The 17,061-nt window shown below is 72.0% G+C and carries 15 protein-coding genes; 7 read left to right on the top strand and 8 right to left on the bottom strand.

The annotated features are described in order from the left end of the window. Positions 1–137: 137 nt before the first annotated feature. Together IRQ30_RS03180 and cobA are read right to left on the bottom strand one after the other, a co-directional pair. Entirely contained in the window at positions 138–941 is an 804-nt protein-coding gene (locus tag IRQ30_RS03180) for a TrmH family RNA methyltransferase (RefSeq protein WP_193611589.1), read from the bottom strand. A gap of 10 nt (positions 942–951) precedes the next feature. Continuing rightward, the gene (cobA, locus tag IRQ30_RS03175; RefSeq protein ID WP_193611588.1) at positions 952–2,172 is read right to left on the bottom strand and encodes a uroporphyrinogen-III C-methyltransferase; all 1,221 of its coding nucleotides are present in this window, start codon (positions 2,170–2,172) and stop codon (positions 952–954) included. A 69-nt stretch (positions 2,173–2,241) separates the two neighbouring features. Here cobA and IRQ30_RS03170 point away from each other — a divergent pair, with 69 nt between their 5' ends. Continuing rightward, a complete protein-coding gene (locus IRQ30_RS03170; protein WP_193611587.1) occupies positions 2,242–2,763 on the top strand; it encodes a YbhB/YbcL family Raf kinase inhibitor-like protein in 522 nt (173 codons plus the stop codon). Positions 2,764–2,865: 102 nt separating this feature from the next. Here IRQ30_RS03170 and IRQ30_RS03165 read toward each other — a convergent pair whose 3' ends face one another. Both IRQ30_RS03165 and IRQ30_RS03160 read right to left on the bottom strand, forming a co-directional pair. Then, positions 2,866–3,462, bottom strand: coding sequence for a CE1759 family FMN reductase (locus IRQ30_RS03165; protein WP_193611586.1), 597 nt, complete (start codon positions 3,460–3,462; stop codon positions 2,866–2,868). Then, positions 3,459–4,583 carry an LLM class flavin-dependent oxidoreductase gene (locus IRQ30_RS03160; RefSeq protein ID WP_193611585.1) on the bottom strand — a complete coding sequence of 375 codons (1,125 nt, stop codon included), beginning with the start codon at positions 4,581–4,583 and terminating at the stop codon, positions 3,459–3,461. The genes IRQ30_RS03165 and IRQ30_RS03160 overlap by 4 nt, the downstream gene beginning before the upstream one ends. Positions 4,584–4,695: 112 nt before the next feature. On the opposite strand from IRQ30_RS03160, the gene IRQ30_RS03155 reads away from it, so the two are divergent. Genes IRQ30_RS03155 through IRQ30_RS03145 form a run of 3 tightly spaced genes read left to right on the top strand, consistent with a single transcriptional unit; the run spans position 4,696 to position 7,250 of the window. Continuing rightward, positions 4,696–5,496, top strand: a complete 801-nt coding sequence (locus IRQ30_RS03155) for an ABC transporter permease (RefSeq protein WP_193611584.1) — start codon at positions 4,696–4,698, stop codon at positions 5,494–5,496. Continuing rightward, the gene (locus tag IRQ30_RS03150; RefSeq protein WP_338089541.1) at positions 5,489–6,286 is read left to right on the top strand and encodes an ABC transporter permease; all 798 of its coding nucleotides are present in this window, start codon (positions 5,489–5,491) and stop codon (positions 6,284–6,286) included. The genes IRQ30_RS03155 and IRQ30_RS03150 overlap by 8 nt, the downstream gene beginning before the upstream one ends. 1 nt (position 6,287) lies before the next feature. Next, positions 6,288–7,250: an ABC transporter ATP-binding protein gene (locus IRQ30_RS03145; RefSeq protein WP_193611583.1), complete on the top strand. Its 963-nt coding sequence runs from the start codon at positions 6,288–6,290 to the stop codon at positions 7,248–7,250. Here the strand turns inward: IRQ30_RS03145 and IRQ30_RS24055 are convergent. From IRQ30_RS24055 to IRQ30_RS03125, 4 genes are all read right to left on the bottom strand, one after another. After that, positions 7,213–8,316, bottom strand: coding sequence for a SpoIIE family protein phosphatase (locus IRQ30_RS24055; protein WP_193611582.1), 1,104 nt, complete (start codon positions 8,314–8,316; stop codon positions 7,213–7,215). The two genes, IRQ30_RS03145 and IRQ30_RS24055, sit on opposite strands and share 38 nt — an antisense overlap. A gap of 123 nt (positions 8,317–8,439) precedes the next feature. Further along, the gene (locus IRQ30_RS03135) at positions 8,440–10,863 is read right to left on the bottom strand and encodes an FAD-dependent oxidoreductase (RefSeq protein WP_193611581.1); all 2,424 of its coding nucleotides are present in this window, start codon (positions 10,861–10,863) and stop codon (positions 8,440–8,442) included. After that, on the bottom strand, positions 10,856–11,767 hold the full coding sequence (locus IRQ30_RS03130) for a phosphotransferase (protein ID WP_193611580.1): 912 nt from the start codon (positions 11,765–11,767) through the stop codon (positions 10,856–10,858). The genes IRQ30_RS03135 and IRQ30_RS03130 overlap by 8 nt, the downstream gene beginning before the upstream one ends. Next, positions 11,767–13,338, bottom strand: coding sequence for an amino acid permease (locus IRQ30_RS03125; RefSeq protein ID WP_193611579.1), 1,572 nt, complete (start codon positions 13,336–13,338; stop codon positions 11,767–11,769). Before IRQ30_RS03125 ends, IRQ30_RS03130 begins: the two co-directional genes overlap by 1 nt. Positions 13,339–13,493: 155 nt before the next feature. Between IRQ30_RS03125 and IRQ30_RS03120 the strand changes: the two genes are divergently transcribed. The 3 genes from IRQ30_RS03120 to IRQ30_RS03110 are packed head-to-tail and all read left to right on the top strand — an operon-like array spanning position 13,494 to position 16,970. Then, the gene (locus tag IRQ30_RS03120) at positions 13,494–14,228 is read left to right on the top strand and encodes a FadR/GntR family transcriptional regulator (protein WP_193611578.1); all 735 of its coding nucleotides are present in this window, start codon (positions 13,494–13,496) and stop codon (positions 14,226–14,228) included. Positions 14,229–14,235: 7 nt separating this feature from the next. Then, entirely contained in the window at positions 14,236–15,612 is a 1,377-nt protein-coding gene (locus IRQ30_RS03115; RefSeq protein ID WP_193611577.1) for a glutamine synthetase family protein, read from the top strand. Beyond that, a complete protein-coding gene (locus IRQ30_RS03110; protein ID WP_193611576.1) occupies positions 15,612–16,970 on the top strand; it encodes an aldehyde dehydrogenase family protein in 1,359 nt (452 codons plus the stop codon). The genes IRQ30_RS03115 and IRQ30_RS03110 overlap by 1 nt, the downstream gene beginning before the upstream one ends. Positions 16,971–17,061 lie beyond the last annotated feature (91 nt).

Here is a 17,061-nt window from a genome sequence, read left to right as displayed (position 1 = left end):
GGCGACGGCCACGTCCGACGGTCCGAGGCGGGCCCGGGGTGGTCTCCTCCCGCCCCGGGTGGCCGATCCCTGCCGTTTGGTCACCAACCGCACGTCCGGGCGGTCGAAACCTGCGGTTTGTGACCAAACCGCAGGGGTCAGCGCCGCGCGGTCACCCAGCAGGCGACGGCGGACGCAGCGGCGACGTTGAGCGAGTCGATGCCCTCGGCCATCGGGATGATCGCCCGCCGGTCGGCCGACTGCTCCCAGCGCGAGGAGAGCCCGTGGCCCTCCGAGCCCAGGACGAGCGCCACCCGGTCGAGCCCGGCGACGGCCTCCTCGATGCCGACCGCGTCGTCGGCCAGCGTCAGGGCGACCGTGGTGAAGCCGCGGGACGAGAGGTCCGGGAGCGCGTCGTGCCAGTCGGGCAGGCGGGTCCACGCCATGGTGAACACCGCCCCCATGCCGACCTTGATCGAGCGCCGGTAGAGCGGGTCGGCGCAGCGGGGCGCGAGGAGCACGGCGTCGAAGCCCAGGGCGGCGCCGCTGCGGAAGACCGCGCCGACGTTGGTGTGGTCGACGAGGTCCTCCAGCACCAGCACGGAGCGGGCACCGTCGAGGACCTCGTCGAGCGAGCGCAGCGGCGGTCGGTGGAGCGAGGCGAGCGCGCCGCGGTGGACGTGGAAGCCGGTGACCTGCTCGGCCAGCCGCTCCTCCAGGACGTAGCAGGGCGCGTCGGAGCGGTCGAGCACGTCGGCCAGGCCGTCGAGCCAGCGTGGCGCCATCAGGAACGAGCGGGGCGCGTGGCCGGCCTCGACCGCGCGGCGTACGACCTTCTCGCCCTCGGCGAGGAAGAGCCCGTGCTCGCCCTCGAGGTGCTTGCGCAGCTCGACGTCGCGCAGGTCGCGGTAGTCGGCCAGGCGCGGGTCGGCGGGGTCCTCGATCGGGACCAGGACCGCCATCAGGCGTCGCTCACGCGAAGCGCTCGGGGTGCGCCACCGCGACGACGTCGCCGACCACGATGATCGCGGGCGGGAGCACCGCATGGGCGACCAGCTCGGCCTGCAGGGTGCCGAGCGTGGCCAGCACGGTGCGCTCCCCCGGCATCGTCCCGTCGCAGAGCACCGCGACCGGGGTCTCGGGGCCGCGCCCGCCCGCCACGAGCACGTCGGCGATGACCGGCGCGTTCTCCACGGCCATCATCAGCACCAGGGTGCCTCGCAGCGCGGAGACCGCGTCCCAGTTGGTGAGGGACTCCGGGTGTCCCGGCGGCAGGTGGCCGGAGATGACGGTGAACTCGTGCGCGACCCCACGGTGGGTCACGGGGATGCCGGCGACGGCGGGCACGGCGACGGGACTCGTGAGCCCGGGGATCACCGTGACGGGCACGCCGGCCTCGCGACACGCGAGGACCTCCTCGTAGCCGCGGCCGAAGACGAAGTTGTCGCCGCCCTTGAAGCGCACGACCCGCCTGCCCTCGAGCGCGCGCTCGACGATGACGCGGTTGATCTCCTCCTGCTGCGCGGAGCGTCCGCGCGGCAGCTTGGCGACGTCCACGAGCTCGACGTCGGCGGGCAGCTGCCCCAGCAGCTCGCGCGGGGCGAGCCGGTCGGCGACGACGACGTCGGCCTCCATCAGGGCCTTGCGTCCCGCAACCGAGATCAGGTCGGGGTCACCGGGGCCCCCGCCGACCAGGGTGACGCCGGCCGTATGGGCGCGCTGGTGGCGGCCCAGCGTGCCCTCCCGCAGCCCGACCAGGATCTCGTCGCGCACCGAGGCCGAGAGCCGGGGCTCGCGGTTGCCGAGCACGGCGACGGTGAGGCCGGCGGCCCGGCCGACGGCGGGGGTCCAGGCGGTGGCGTCGGTGGCGTCGTCGGCGCGCACGCAGAAGACCCGCCGTCGCTCGGCCTCGGCGGAGACCCGCTCGTTGACCTCGGTGACGTCGGTGACAGCCAGCGCGTACCAGGTGTCCTCGAGGTCGGACTCCTCGAACCCACGTCGGTGCCAGGTGGCCTCACCGGCTCCGACCAGGCCCTCGATGGCGGGCGTCACGTCCGGGGAGACGACGTGGACGTCGGCGCCGGCTGCCAGCAGCTGGGGCACCCGACGCTGCGCGACATGGCCTCCCCCGACGACCACGACGCGTCGGCCGGTCAGGCGCAGGCCAACGGGGTACGTCGCGATCTCGTCCATCCCACCATCATCGCGGGTCTCGGCTCCGGGCTGATGGCCAGGGTTCAGGGCGCGGACTACGTTTGACGCATGAGCCTCGAGCGCCCCGTCAGCCCGAACCCCTACGACCTCCTCCCGACCGTTGCGTCGTTCTCGGTGACGAGCACCGACGTCACCGACGGCCAGCCGCTGAAGGACGACCAGGTCGCCGACCTCGGCAACACCTCGCCGCAGCTGTCGTGGGAGGGCGCTCCGGAGGGCACGAAGAGCTTCACGGTCACCTGCTTCGACCCCGACGCGCCCACCCCGAGCGGCTTCTGGCACTGGGTGCTGGTGGACCTGCCGGCCGACGTGACGTCGCTGGACACCGGTGCGGCCGCGGACGAGCTGCCCGGCGGCGCCTTCCACGTGCGCAACGACGGCGGCGAGGCCGGCTTCATGGGCGCGGCACCGCCACAGGGCGACCAGGTGCACCGCTACTTCTTCGTCGTGCACGCGGTCAAGGAGGAGCAGCTCGGCGCCGACGCCGACGCCTCCCCGGCCGTGGTGTCGTTCAACCTCGCCTTCAAGACCGCCGGCCGGGCGATCCTGCACGGCACCTACCAGCACTGAGCGCCGGGGCTGCGGCTCCTCGACCCTGCGGTTTGGTGCCAAACCGCAGGTCCGGAGCCCTCAGACGTGCGGTCTGTGACCAAACCGCACGTGGGAGGGGCCTCAGGTGCTGAGGCCGCGCAGCCGGTCGGCGAACGGGGTGGGGTCGGCGAACTCGTCGCGTACGACGTGGAGCGGGCGGCGTCCGCCCACCAGGGCGGCCAGCTCGCCGGCGGCGCGCTCGACGCGCTGCTCCAGGCCGTGGTCGCCGAAGTCCTCGGTGGCGGCGAAGACGCCGGTCGGGACGACGACGGCCCGCAGGTAGGCGAACAGCGGACGCAGCGCGTGGTCGAGGACCAGCGAGTGTCGCGACGTGCCGGCCGTGGCGCCGATGAGGACCGGCTTGCCGATCAGCAGCCCCGGCTCCATCACGTCGGTGAACGTCTTGAACAGGCCGCTGAAGGACGCGCTGAACACCGGCGTGACCATGATCAGCCCGTCGGCGAGCCGCACCTTCTCCAGCACCTCCTCGAGCTCGGCGTCGGGGAAGCCCGTCAGCAGGTGGTCGGCCAGCGCGTGCGCCAGCGGGCGCAGCTCGACGAGCTCCACCTCGGCGTCGGGGCCGAGGTCGGCGCGCACGGCGTCGGCCAGCCGCTCGGTGAGCAGCCGCGTCGAGGACGGCACGGACAGCCCGGCGGAGACGGCGAGCACCCGGGTCACGCCGAGACCTCCTCGACGGTCTCGGGGACGGCGGACCCGGCGGCCACGGCGGCGTCGCGCGCGGCCACCAGGCCGGCGTGCGTCGGGCCGTCGGGCACGTGCGCGGGACGGCCCTCGGCCATCCCCGCGCGCAGGTCGGGCAGGATCTCGCCGAGCAGGTCGAGCTGCTCCAGCACGGTCTTGACCGGCAGCCCGGCGTGGTCGACCAGGAAGAGCTGGCGCTGGTAGTCGCCGACGTACTCGCGGAAGCCGAGCGTGCGCTCCAGCACCTCCTGCGGCGAGCCCACGGTCAGCGGCGTCTGCGAGGTGAAGTCCTCAAGGGAGGGCCCGTGGCCGTAGACCGGCGCGTTGTCGAAGTACGGACGGAACTCGCGCACGGCGTCCTGGCTGTTGCGACGCATGAAGAACTGCCCGCCCAGCCCGACGATCGCCTGGTCGGCCCGGCCGTGGCCGTAGTGCTCGAAGCGGCGCCGGTAGAGCGCGACCATCTGGCGCGTGTGGGAGCTCGGCCAGAAGATGTGGTTGTGGAAGAAGCCGTCACCGTAGTAGGCCGCCTGCTCGGCGATCTCGGGGCTGCGGATCGAGCCGTGCCACACGAACGGCGGTACGCCGTCGAGCGGTCGCGGCGTGGCGGTGAAGCCCTGCAGCGGCGTGCGGAACCTGCCCTCCCAGTCGACGACGTCCTCGCGCCACAGGCGGTGCAGCAGCGCGTAGTTCTCGATCGCCAGGTTGATGCCCTCGCGGATGTCCTTGCCGAACCACGGGTAGACCGGGCCGGTGTTGCCACGGCCCATCATCAGGTCCATGCGGCCGTCGGCGAGGTGCTGCAGCGTGCCGTAGTCCTCGGCGATGCGCACCGGGTCGGTGGTCGTGATCAGCGTCGTCGAGGTCGACAGCAGGATCCGCTGGGTCTGCGCGGCGATGTAGGCCATGGTCGTCGTCGGGGACGACGCCACGAACGGCGGGTTGTGGTGCTGGCCGACGGCGACGACGTCGAGCCCGACCTCCTCGGCCTTCTTCGCGATCTCGACCTGGGCCTTGATCCGCTCGTGCTCGCTCGGCGTCCGCCCGGTCGTCGGGTCGGTGGTGACGTCGCCGACGGTGAAGATGCCGAACTGCATGCTGCCCATCTCCTCAGAGGTAGTTGAACGATCCATCACCTGCTCCAACGACATCCTGGCACGCCCTATTCCGCCTCCCGCCCCACGGCGGCCGGCGTGGGACACTCCCCCCATGCCCCTGCACGTCGCCGTCGCGACGCGCGCCTTCAAGAGGTACTCCACCTACGTCGGGGCCACCCTCGCGGGCATCTTCACCAACTGCGTCTTCGGCGTGATCATGTGCTTCGTCTACCTGGAGGTGTGGGGCGCCAACCCCGACGCCGGCGGGTACGACGCCGGCGACGCCGTCACCTACGTCTGGCTCGGCCAGGCGATGATCATGACCGTCGCGGTGTGGGGCGGCGGGTCCCCCGACGACCTGGCGGAGCGGATCCGGACGGGCGACGTGGTGATCGACCTCTACCGGCCCGTCGGGATCCTCGGCTGGTACCTCGCCGCCGACCTCGGCCGCGCGGCGTACCACCTGCTCACCCGCGGCCTGGCCCCCACGCTCGTCGGCGGGCTGCTCTTCGACCTGCACTACCCCGCCGACGCGCTCACCTGGCTGGTCTTCCTGGCCGCGATCCCGATCGCGGTGACGGTGAGCTTCGCGCTGCGGATGCTGGCGTCGCTGGCGGCGTTCTGGCTGCTCGACGACGTCGGGCCCCGGATGCTGCTGGGCTTCGCGGCGCTCTTCTTCAGCGGGCTCACCGTGCCGCTGGTGATCCTGCCCGACGGCCTGCGCGAGCTGGCCATGGCGCTGCCCTGGGCGACCTTCCTGCAGGTGCCGGCCGACATCTGGCTCGGCAAGCGCACCGGCCTCGAGGTTGTCGGCGGCCTGGCCTTCATGGCCGGCTGGGCGATCGTCCTGCTGGCCACCTGCGCCTACGTCCTGCACCGCGCCGAGCGCCGGGTGGTGGTCCAGGGTGGCTGACGCCGTCGTCGACTACTGCCGCATCGCGGGGCTGTGGGTGCGCGCCTCGATGGCCTACCCCGCGTCGTTCTGGATGATGGCGGTCGGCAGCTTCCTGATGACCGGGCTGGACTTCGTCGGCATCTGGGTGCTGATGAGCAACGTCGACGACCTCGGCGGCTTCAGCCTCACCGAGATCGGCTTCCTGTACGGCGCCACCGGGCTCGGCATCGCCTTCGCGGACCTGCTGGTCGGGCGGGTCGAGCGACTCGGGCAGATGATCCGGATGGGCCGCCTGGACACCATGATGACCAAGCCGGTGCCGCTGCTGGTGCAGGTCTGCGCCGACGAGTTCGCCCCGCGCCGGTTCGCCCGGGTGCTGCAGTCGGGGCTGGTGTTCGCCTGGGCGGCGGCGTACGTCGACTGGACGCTGCCCCGGGCGCTGGTCGCGGTCGAGATGGTCGCCAGCGGCTCGGTGATCTTCTTCAGCCTCTTCGTGGGGCTGGCCTGCGTGCAGTTCTGGACCGCCGACTCCACGGAGTTCGCCAACGCCTTCACCTACGGCGGCAACCAGGTCACGCAGTTCCCGATGTCGGTGTTCCCCGCGGAGGTCGTCAAGGCGCTGACGTTCGTCCTGCCGATCGCCTTCGTCAACTGGTACCCCAGCCTCTACATCCTGGGCCGCGAGGATCCCTTCGGCCTGCCCGACTGGCTGCAGCTGGCCTCGCCCGTCGCCGCCCTCCTCTTCGCCGCCGCCGGGGCCCTCGCCTGGCGCGTCGGCGTCCGCCACTACCGATCGACCGGGAGCTGACATGTCGCTGATCGAGGTCGCCGACCTGCGCCGTACCTTCACGGTGCGCCGCCGCGTCGAGGGCGAGCGCCGCAAGCAGCGCACCGAGGTCGAGGCCGTGCGCGACCTGACCTTCGCCATCGACGCGGGCGAGATGGTGGGCTACATCGGGCCCAACGGCGCCGGGAAGTCCACGACGGTCAAGATGCTGACCGGCATCCTGGTGCCCACCAGCGGGCGGATCTCGGTGGCCGGGGTCGACCCGAGCCGCCACCGCACCGCCCTGGCCCGGCGCATCGGCGTGGTCTTCGGTCAGCGCACCTCCCTGTGGTGGGACCTGCCCCTGCACGACTCCTTCGACCTGCTGCAGAAGATCTACCGCACCGACCCGGCGCGGCACCGCGCCAACCTCGCGGAGTTCGTCGAGCTGCTCGACCTCGGCTCGCTCCTGGACACCCCGGTGCGCCAGCTCAGCCTGGGCCAGCGGATGCGCGGCGACATCGTGGCCGCGCTGCTCCACGACCCCGAGATCCTCTACCTCGACGAGCCGACCATCGGCCTGGACGTGGTGAGCAAGGGGCGGCTGCGGGAGTTCCTGCGTGCGCTCAACCGCGACCGCGGGACGACGCTGATGCTCACGACCCACGACCTGCAGGACATCGAGGCTCTCTGCGACCGGGTGATCGTGATCGACCACGGCACCCAGGTCTACGACGGCACGCTGGCCGGCCTGCACGAGCAGGGCGGCTCGCACCGCACGGTCGTGGTCGACCTCGTCGACGAGGCGCCGCCGATCGAGGTGCCCGGCGCGGTGACGCGGCGGGTCGAGGGGCCCCGCCAGTGGCTGAGCTTCCCCACCGACGCGAGCGCGGCCCCGATCGTGGCGGCCCTCGCCTCGTCGTACGACGTCGCGGACCTGTCCATCCAGGAGCCGGACATCGAGGAGGTCATCCGGGAGCTGTACTCGCGCCCCCGGTCCGGCTGAGCAGGAGCACCGCGCGGTCGTCGTCGCCGCGCTCCACGCGCGCGACCATCCGGTGCGCGGAGCCGACGGGGCCCTGGTGGATCGCCTCGCGGGCGATGTCGCGCAGCCAGTCGATGCCGGAGTCCAGGTCGCTCGTGGGCGTCTCGATCACGCCGTCGGTGTAGAAGAGCAGCGCGTCGCCGGGGGCCAGGACGCCCTCGCTGACCGTCAGCTCGGGGTCGGGCTCGATGCCGATCGCCATGCCCCGCGCGTTGTCGATGTGCCACACGTCGGCGGCCGCCTCCCAGCGCAGCGCCGGCGGGTGACCGGCGCTGGTGATGGAGTAGCGGCCCTCGTCGAGGTCGACGGCCACGTGGACGGCCGTGGCGAAGGAGTCGTCGAGATGGCGGCGCAGCAGGAAGCGGTTGGCTGCCTGCATGAGCTCGGCCGGCGGCAGCGACCCGATGAGCCCGCCCAGGGCCCCGGCGAACTGCAGCGCCTGGGGGCCGGCGCCCAGCCCCTTGCCGCACACGTCGACGAGCACCAGCTCGAAGTGACGCCCCCCGTCGGCCAGGTCGGCCACCAGGAAGTCGCCGGCGTAGCCCACCCCGTCGGAGGCGATCATCGCGGTCTCGGCGTGCCAGCCCGGCGGCAGCGCGGGCAGCGCCCCCTGCGACTGCAGCCGCTCCTTGAGCTCGGACAGCAGGGCCTCGCTCAGCGGCGACGGCAGCCCGCTGCGTTGGCGGCTCGACTGGTACAGGATCAGCGACACCGCGACGCCCAGCGTGAGCAGCGCAGCGCCTCGCGGCCCGGTGACGGGTCCGTCGATGAGCATCGCCGACACCGCGGCCAGTGCCGTCCAGCCCGTCATCACGGCCAGGAACCAGAAGCGCAAGAGCAGCATCCCGACGATGAGCCAGACGAAGAACGCCGTGAACGGCACCAGGTCGTAGTCGATGACCGAGATCGTGAACGACCCGACGACGCAGACCATGAGGACGGCCAGCACCTCGCGCTGTCCCTCCGTCGAGCCGCTGCGCCAGCGGCGCACGCGCTCGCGGACGTAGCGCGAGGCCGCGGTCGTCACTGGCTCATCACAGGCGTGTCACGCACGTCGGTCCGGATCCACAGCGGAAGGCTAGTGGCCCCGGCACGTCGCCCGGTCCCGAACGCGGCAAAGCACCGGTAACGATCCGGCACCGGCCCGGCGTCAGCGCAGCGGCGCCGCCAGCGACAGCCGTACGGCGGTCAGCTCTCCGCCCACGTCGACGCGCCACTCCCCCGACCCCAGCCAGTCCGAGGTCACCGGGCCGTCGTGGCGCAGCAGGGCCAGCCCGACGCTCGACCCGACGGTCTGCGCCCACGCGGCACTCGTCACCTGGCCGACCGGCGTGCCGTCGCGCAGCACCAGCTCCCCACCCCAGAGCATCGGCGCAGGGTCGGCCACCACGAGCGACACCACCCGTCGGCGCGGCCCGCCGGCGGCCAGCGCCTCGCGGTGGGCCTCCAGGGCGGCGCGCCCGAGGAAGTCCTTGTCGCCCTTGAGCGCGGTGGCGAAGACCAGGCCTGCCTCGACGGGCGTGAGGTCGGGCGTGAGCTCGCGCCCGAAGGCGCGGTAGCCCTTCTCGAGGCGCAGCGACTCGATCGCGTAGTAGCCCGCGTCGAGGGCCCCGCCGTCGCGCAGCGCCGCGTGCACGGCCACGGCGTCGGCGACCGGCACCATCAGCTCCCAGCCGAGCTCGCCGACGTAGGTCATCCGGGTCGCGCGCAGGCTCACCCCGGCGACATCGATCTCGCGGCTGGTCGCGAACGCGAAGCCCTCCTCGGAGAGGTCCGCCTCCGACAGGCCGGCGAGCAGGTCGCGCGAGGACGGTCCCATGACGCCCAGGACGGCGTGGTCGTCGGTGACGTCGGTGACGCTCACCTCCAGCCCGTCCGGCGCCTGGCGGCGGAGCCAGTCGAGGTCGCGCACCGTGGTCGCCGAGCTCGACACGAGCAGGAAGTCCGACTCGCCGGTGCGCGTGACGGTGAGGTCGGCCTCGTAGGTCCCGCGCCGGTTGAGCAGGGGCGTGTAGACGCAGCCGCCCACCGGCACGTCGACGTCGGCCGCGCACAGCCACTGCAGCGCGGCCAGCGCGCCCGGCCCCGCCACGACGTACTTGCTGAACGACGTCTGGTCGAACACCGCCACCGACGTCCGCGTCGCGCGCTGCTCGGCCGCCGACGCGTCGAGCCAGTCCGGCCTGCCCCACGCGTAGTCGAGCGTCTGGGGGCCGAAGACCAGCGGGCGCTCCCAGCCCATCCGGGTCCCGAAGACCGCCCCGGCCGCGGCCAGCACGTCGTGCAGGGGCGAGGTGCGCTGCGGGCGGCCCGACTCGAGCTCGCGGTTGGGCCACGGCACGGCGTAGTGCAGGCCGAGCACCTCCGAGACCCGCGAGCGCAGCCAGCCCTCGTCGCCGTGGAACGGCGCGAAGCGGCGTACGTCGACCGCGACCAGGTCGCTGGTCGGCTCGCCCTCGACGATCCACTCCGCCAGCGCCCGCCCGGCCCCGCCGGCCGACGCGATGCCGACCGAGTTGAAGCCCGCGCCCACGAAGAACCCGGCGACCTCGGGCGCCTCGCCCAGCAGGAACTGGTTGTCGGGGGTGAACGACTCCGGACCGTTGTAGAACTTGCGGATCCCGGTGTCGGCCAGCGCCGGCACCCGCACCAGCGCCTCGTCCATCAGCACCGAGAAGTGCTCCCAGTCCTCCTCCAGCAGCTGGAACTCGAAGGGGTAGGGCAGGTCGGACGGCGACCGCCACGGCTTGGCCTCCGGCTCGAAGCCGCCGACCACGAGCCCGCCGACCTCCTCCTTGAAGTAGGTCCAGCCGTCGGGGTCGCGCATGATCGGCAGGTCGGGGTGACAGCCCTCGACCGCCTCGGTCACGACGTAGAAGTGCTCCGCGGAGTGCAGCGGCACGGTCACCCCGGCGAGGTCGCCCAGCGCCTTGGCCCACTGGCCGCCGCAGTTGACGACCACCTCGGCCTCGACGTCGCCGTGGTCGGTGCGCACGCCGGTGACCCGCGGCCGGCGCGGACCGTCCACGACGTCGAAGCCGGTGACGCGCACGCGCTCGGCGATGCGGACCCCGCGCTGCCGGGCGCCCTTGGCCAGCGCCTGCGTCACGTCGGTGGGGTTGACCTTGCCGTCGCCGGGCAGCCAGATCGCGCCGAGCAGGTCGTCGACGCGCATCGCCGGCCACAGCTCCTGCGCGCGCTCGGGCGAGATCAGCTCGCAGTCCATGTCGTAGGCCGTGGCGTTCGCCGCAGTGCGCCGCAGCTGGGTCATCCGGTCCTCGGTGCGCGCCACGATGACGCCGCCGACGTTGCGGTAGCCCGTGGCCAGGCCGGTCTCCTCCTCGAGCGAGGCGTAGAGCTCGGCGGAGTACTGCACCAGCCGGGTCCCGCTCTCCGAGGCCCGCAGCGGCCCGACCAGGCCGGCCGCGTGCCACGTCGTGCCGCCCGAGAGGTGCCCCTGCTCGAGCAGCAGCACGTCGGTCCAGCCCAGCTTCGCCAGGTGGTAGGCCACCGAGGTGCCGATGACGCCACCCCCGACGATGACGACGCGGGCGCGGGAGGGAAGGTCAACCACCGGTGGTCTCCGTGAGCAGTCGGGACAGGTCGGGTCCGCGCAGGCCGGCGGCGGCCCTCTCGAACCGCTCCTCGCCCCACGCGTAGAAGTCGAAGTCGAGCGTGCTGGTCGCCGCCTGGATGAAGCCCCACAGCGACCAGCCGTAGGCCGAGCACAGCGCCTGGACGCGCACCCGCGCCAGGTCGGCCGGGGTCGGGTCGCCGAAGTAGGCCACGGTCCACGCCTCGGTGAGCTCCGGGGTGAGGTCGCACTCGGTGGCGGTGTTGCCCAGCTCGAAGGCGGCGTCGTTGTTGCCGGAGTACTCGTAGTCGATGAGCCACACCCGCTCGCCGTCGTCGATGAAGTTGGCGGCCAGCAGGTCGTTGTTGCACGGGACGGTCGGCCGCGGCGCGGCCGCGAGCGCACGCCGTACGTCGTGCCAGGCGTCGGCGAGGTCGTCGTAGCCGTCCGGCAGCGCGAAGCCCTCGGACTTCACCGTCGCGAGGTACGTCGCCTGGCGGGCGAACATGTCGAAGTCACCGTCGAAGCGCGGCCCGGCGTGCAGCCGTCGCACCGCGTCGGCGGCGCGCCCCAGCACGGCCGGGTCGGCGAGCGCCGCGTTGTCGAGCACGTCGCCGGGAAGGTGCTCGATGACCAGCATCCGCAGGTCCGGCCGGTACTCCACGACCCCGGCGCCCACCCCGGCCTCCGCGGCCCGTCGCGTGTTGTGGTGCTCCGCGTCGCGGTCGATGCCGAGCAGGCTCACGTCCTCGGTCGAGCACCGCACGACGTAGTCGCCGCCGTCGTCGGTCCGCACCCGCACGTTGTGGTTGGTGAGCCCGCCAGGCAGCTCGGTGACACGGCGGGACCGCCCCGCCAGGCAGGCGAGGCGGTCCAGGTCGCTGTCGAGCTGGGACAGGGGCACTAGTCGTCGAAGGCCTCGATGACGGCCTTGTCGATCGTCATCTTCGGACCGGTGAACCAGTGCTTGGCCGAGACGCTCCACCAGACCGCCAGGGCCAGGAGCGCGCCCAGGGTGACGATCGGGGCGTAGTTGACGCTCGCCCAGGTGAACTCGTCGCGCCACGGCGCGCCCGCCGGGACGGTGGGCAGCATCAGGAACAGGCAGACCACCACGATCTCGACCACGGCCAGGATGTTCATCCACTTGTACTTGGCGCCGTTGTTCCACGAGCCGAGCTCGAAGTCCTCGCCGATGCGCCAGCGCAGCCAGATCGGGATCGCGAAGGCGAGGTAGAGGCCGATGACCGCGATCGAGGTGACGGCGAAGAATGCAGTCGGGATGCCGTTGATGCTCTTCAGCGCCGGCAGGGTGACGATCGTGGCGGTGACCGCCACGAACATCACCGCGTTGGCCGGCACCTTGTTGGCGCTGAGGGCAGCCCACCGCTTCGACCCGGGGATGCCGTTGTCGCGGGCGAAGGCGAACGTCATCCGCGACGCCGACGTCATGCAGGCGGTGGCGCAGAAGAACTGGGCGGCGGCGGAGATGAACAGCACCAGTCCGGCCCAGTTCTGGCCGAGCGCGGTGTTGAAGATGTAGGCGACGCCGCCCAGGCCGACCTCCGCGTTGGCGGGGTTGCCGTCGACGCCGTCGGGGATCGCGAACGTGACGGCCAGCAGCAGGATGTAGCCGCCGATCACCGAGTAGAGGATCGACTGCCAGATGCCGCGGGCGGCGGCGTTGGACGCCGACTCGGTCTCCTCGGAGAGGTGGGCCGAGGCGTCGAAGCCGGTGATCGTGTACTGCGTCAGCAGGAAGCCGAAGGGGATGACGACGGCGAAGAAGCCGAACGCGCTCGTGCTGCCCTCGAACCAGCCGGAGTTGTTGAAGGTCTCGGTGAAGACGTAGCTCGGGCTCTGGTGCGAGTCGGGCACGATCACCAGGATCGCGACGATGATCAGCGCGCCCGCGACGTGCCACCACACCGAGATGTTGTTGAGCACCGCCATCAGGTGGCTGCTGAAGATGTTGAGCACCGAGGCCAGGACCAGGACGACGACGAAGATCAGGAAGATGGTCCCGAGACCGGAGCTCTCGGCCCATCCGTCGGAGACGGTGTCGAGGGTCAGGTCGATGAACGTCGCGCAGCCGTAGGAGACGCCCGCGGTCACGGCGATCAGCCCGATGAGGTTCAGCCAGCCGGTGAAGAACCCGGCCCGGGCGCCGCCCAGCTTGGCCGCCCACCAGTAGATGCCACCCGACGTCGGGTAGGCCGAGACCAGCTCGGACATCGTGAACCCGATGATCAGGATCAGGATGCCGAGGATCGGCCAGGACCACGAGATCGAGATCGGGCCGCCGTTGTTGAAGCCGGCCGCGTAGTTGGTGAAGCACCCGGCCAGGATCGAGATGATCGAGAACGAGATGGCGAAGTTGGAGAAGCCGGACCAGCTGCGGTTCAGCTCCTGCGAGTACCCGAGCTTCGCGAGGAGCTCCTCGTCAGCGTTCTTCGGCTTGGTGTCGTCAGACATGGAGCGCCTTCCGGAGTGGTTAGTGCGATCGTGAACGGGACGCTAGACCTGCGGGCTCCGGGCTGTAAATGGTTCCTCGTTAAATTGGTATGAACTCAGACCTTAGGCTCGTGTTCCGATTGACACCCGCCGCCGCTCGACCGAAGGATGTCGCCATGACCGCCTCCCGCGCGCAGCACCTGCCCGAGGCGGTGCTCCGACCGGTGCGGGGCCACCACGCCTTCGAGGCGTGCGTGGAGCAGCTCGGGACGGCCATCCGGCTCGGGGTCTACCCGCTCGGCTCGACCCTGCCGCCCGAGCGCGAGCTGGCCCTGCGGCTGCACGTCTCGCGGGCCACGCTGCGCGAGGCGATGGCCGCCCTGCGGGAGGCCGGGCTGGTCCAGACCAGGCGCGGTCGCGGCGGCGGCACGGTGGTCACCCTCAAGCCGCGCACGCCCTCGGGTCGGGCCGCGGCCCGGGTGCCGCAGGCCAAGCGCGCCGACTGGCTGGACGCGCTGGAGTACCGCCGGGTGGTGGAGCCGGGCGCGGCCGCCCTGGCCGCCCAGCTCGAGCTGACCGCCGTACGACGGGAGCGGCTGGAGCAGGCGCACGCCGAGGTGGCCGGCGCCGACAAGGCGGCCTCCCACCGGCAGGCCGACAGCCGCTTCCACCTGACCATCGCCGCCCTGAGCGAGTCGCCCCGGCTGATCGAGGCCGTGACGTCGGTGCAGGGGACGCTCCACGAGATGCTGCTGGCGATCCCGGTGCTGGAGCCCAACATCGCCCACTCCGACCGGCAGCACGCCACCGTCGTGCGGGCGATCCTCGCCGGCAGCCCCGACCGGGCCCGCAGGGCCATGGAGCACCACTGCGACGACACGGCCGCGCTCCTGCGCGGCCTCCTGGGATAGGAGCCCCATGACCGGCAAGGAACTGCGCAACGAGCGTCACCTGAGCATGCAGCACCTGCTCGACCGCATCCGCGACGGCGCGGTCGACACCGTGATCGTCGCGTTCACCGACATGCAGGGGCGGCTGCAGGGCAAGCGCCTGCATGGCCACTACTTCGCCGACCACGTCGTCGGCCACGGCACCGAGGGCTGCAACTACCTGCTGTCGGTCGACGTCGACATGAACACCGTCGACGGCTACGCGATGTCGTCGTGGGACAAGGGCTACGGCGACATGGAGTTCGTGCTGGACGAGCAGACGATCCGGCTGCTCACGCACCTCGAGGGCACCGCGATGGTGCAGTGCGACCTGGTGTGGCCCGACCACTCCCCCGTCGTGCAGTCGCCGCGCACGATCCTGGCCAAGCAGCTCGACCGGTGCGCCGAGCAGGGCTGGACCGCGCTGGCCGGAACCGAGCTGGAGTTCATCGCGTTCGACACGACCTACGAGCAGGCCTGGGACTCCGGCTACCGCGACCTCACGCCGGTCAACCAGTACAACGTCGACTACTCCATCCTCGGCACCACCCGCGCCGAGCCGCTGCTGCGCTCCATCCGCAACCACATGTACGCCGCCGGCCTCGACGTCGAGGGCGCCAAGGGCGAGTGCAACTTCGGCCAGCACGAGATCGGGTTCCTCTACGCCGACGCGATGACGACCGCCGACAACCACGCGGTCTACAAGAACGCCGCCAAGGAGATCGCCGCTCAGCAGGGCAAGGCGATCACGTTCATGGCCAAGTACGACGCCCGCGAGGGCAGCTCGTGCCACATCCACCTCTCGTTGCGCGGCACCGACGGGTCGCTGGTGTTCTGGGACGAGGACGCCGGCGAGCGCACCAGGCTCTACGACCACTTCGTGGCGGGCGTGCTGGCGACCGTCGCCGACTTCACGCTGCTGTTCGCGCCCAACATCAACTCCTACAAGCGCTTCGCCGACGGCTCGTTCGCGCCGACGACGATCGCGTGGGGCCTGGACAACCGCACCTGCGCGCTGCGGCTGGTGGGCCGGGGCGCCGGCGCCCGCATGGAGAACCGCGTGCCCGGCGCCGACGCCAACCCCTACCTCGCCCTGGCTGCGATGATCGCCGGCGGCCTGCACGGCATCGAGCACGGGCTCGAGCTGGAGGAGCCGCTCACCGGCAACGCCTACACGTCCGGTCGCCCCAAGGTGCCCGCGACGATGGCCGCCGCCCGCGAGGCCTTCGCCTCGTCCGCGATCGCGCGGGCGGCGTTCGGCGACGAGGTCGTCGAGCACTACACCAACATGGCCGACGTGGAGCTGGCCTCCTTCAACGCCGCCGTCACCGACTGGGAGCTGCGCCGCGGCTTCGAAAGGCTCTGATGTCCTCCTACACCGTCATCAACCCCGCCACGACCGAGGCGGTGACCGACGTCCACCTGGCCAGCGTCGAGGAGACCGACGCGGCCGTCGAGGCCGCCCACGCGGCGTTCGTCGGCGGCTGGCGCGACCTCGCCCCCGGCGAACGGGCGACGCTGCTGCGCCGCTTCGCCTCCGTCGTCGACGCCCACGTCGAGGAGCTCGCCGAGATCGAGGTCCGCAACGCCGGTCACACCTGGGGCAACGCCCGCTGGGAGGCCGGCAACGTCCGCGACTGCCTCAACTACTACTCCGCCGCCCCCGAGCGCCTCTTCGGCCGCCAGATCCCGGTGCCCGGCGGGGTCGACGTCACCTTCCGCGAGCCCCTGGGCGTCGTGGGCGTCATCGTGCCCTGGAACTTCCCGATGCCGATCGCGGGTTGGGGCTTCGCGCCCGCGCTGGCGGCGGGCAACACCGTGGTCCTCAAGCCGGCCGAGCTCACGCCCCTCACCGCGATCCGTCTGGGTGAGCTCGCGCTGGAGGCGGGCCTGCCCGAGCACGTGCTCACGGTGATCCCCGGCAAGGGCTCGGTCGTCGGCGAGCGCTTCGTCACGCACCCGCTGGTGCGCAAGATCGTCTTCACCGGCTCCACCGCCGTGGGCAAGCGGATCATGGCCGGCTGCGCCGACCAGGTGAAGCGGGTCACCCTCGAGCTGGGCGGCAAGAGCTCCAACATCGTGTTCGCCGACGCCGACATCGACGCGGCCGCCGCCAGCGCGCCGTACGCCGTGTTCGACAACGCCGGCCAGGACTGCTGCGCCCGGTCGCGGATCCTGGTGCAGCGCTCGGCCTACGACGAGTTCCTGTCCAAGCTGGAGCCGGCCGTCACGGGGATGCGGGTGCTCGACCCGACCGACGAGAGCAGCGAGATGGGCCCGCTCATCTCGGCCCAGCAGCTCGGCACCGTGCGCGGCTACCTCGACGAGGCCGACGTCGCCTTCGAGGGCTCCACCCCGGGCGGTCCCGGCTTCTGGGTGCCGCCGAGCGTGGTCACGACCGAGGACCCCCAGGCGCGCATCTGGCGCGAGGAGGTCTTCGGCCCGGTCGTCGCCGTCATGCCGTTCGACGACGAGGCCGAGGCCGTGGCCCTGGCCAACGACACCGAGTACGGCCTGTCCGGCTCGATCTTCACCCGCGACCTCGGACGCGGGCTGCGCGTGGCCCGCGCGGTCGAGAGCGGCAACCTCAGCGTCAACTCCCACTCGGCGGTCCGCTACTGGACCCCGTTCGGCGGCTACAAGCAGTCCGGCCTCGGCCGCGAGCTCGGTCCGGACGCCACCTCGGCGTTCACCGAGGAGAAGAACGTCTTCATCGCCCACTGACTCCCCTCCCCACCCCGGTGGTCGAGCAGCGAGGGGCCTCCCAGGCCCGAGCACCCGTCGAGACCCCGGAACCCGAAAGGAACCACACCAC

It is taken from the genome of Nocardioides lijunqiniae, from assembly GCF_015024225.1.
GTDB classification, from domain to species: Bacteria; Actinomycetota; Actinomycetes; order Propionibacteriales; family Nocardioidaceae; genus Nocardioides; species Nocardioides lijunqiniae.
This window is presented reverse-complemented; position numbering and strand designations above follow the sequence as displayed.

Coding starts and splice junctions, on each gene's coding strand:
- IRQ30_RS03120 (WP_193611578.1), top strand. CDS start 13,494: ATGACCGCCTCCCGCGCGCAGCACCTGCCCGAGGCGGTGCTCCGACCG.
- cobA (WP_193611588.1), bottom strand. CDS start 2,172: ATGGACGAGATCGCGACGTACCCCGTTGGCCTGCGCCTGACCGGCCGA.
- IRQ30_RS03180 (WP_193611589.1), bottom strand. CDS start 941: ATGGCGGTCCTGGTCCCGATCGAGGACCCCGCCGACCCGCGCCTGGCC.
- IRQ30_RS03160 (WP_193611585.1), bottom strand. CDS start 4,583: ATGCAGTTCGGCATCTTCACCGTCGGCGACGTCACCACCGACCCGACG.
- IRQ30_RS03110 (WP_193611576.1), top strand. CDS start 15,612: ATGTCCTCCTACACCGTCATCAACCCCGCCACGACCGAGGCGGTGACC.
- IRQ30_RS03115 (WP_193611577.1), top strand. CDS start 14,236: ATGACCGGCAAGGAACTGCGCAACGAGCGTCACCTGAGCATGCAGCAC.
- IRQ30_RS03145 (WP_193611583.1), top strand. CDS start 6,288: ATGTCGCTGATCGAGGTCGCCGACCTGCGCCGTACCTTCACGGTGCGC.
- IRQ30_RS03125 (WP_193611579.1), bottom strand. CDS start 13,338: ATGTCTGACGACACCAAGCCGAAGAACGCTGACGAGGAGCTCCTCGCG.
- IRQ30_RS03170 (WP_193611587.1), top strand. CDS start 2,242: ATGAGCCTCGAGCGCCCCGTCAGCCCGAACCCCTACGACCTCCTCCCG.
- IRQ30_RS03155 (WP_193611584.1), top strand. CDS start 4,696: ATGCCCCTGCACGTCGCCGTCGCGACGCGCGCCTTCAAGAGGTACTCC.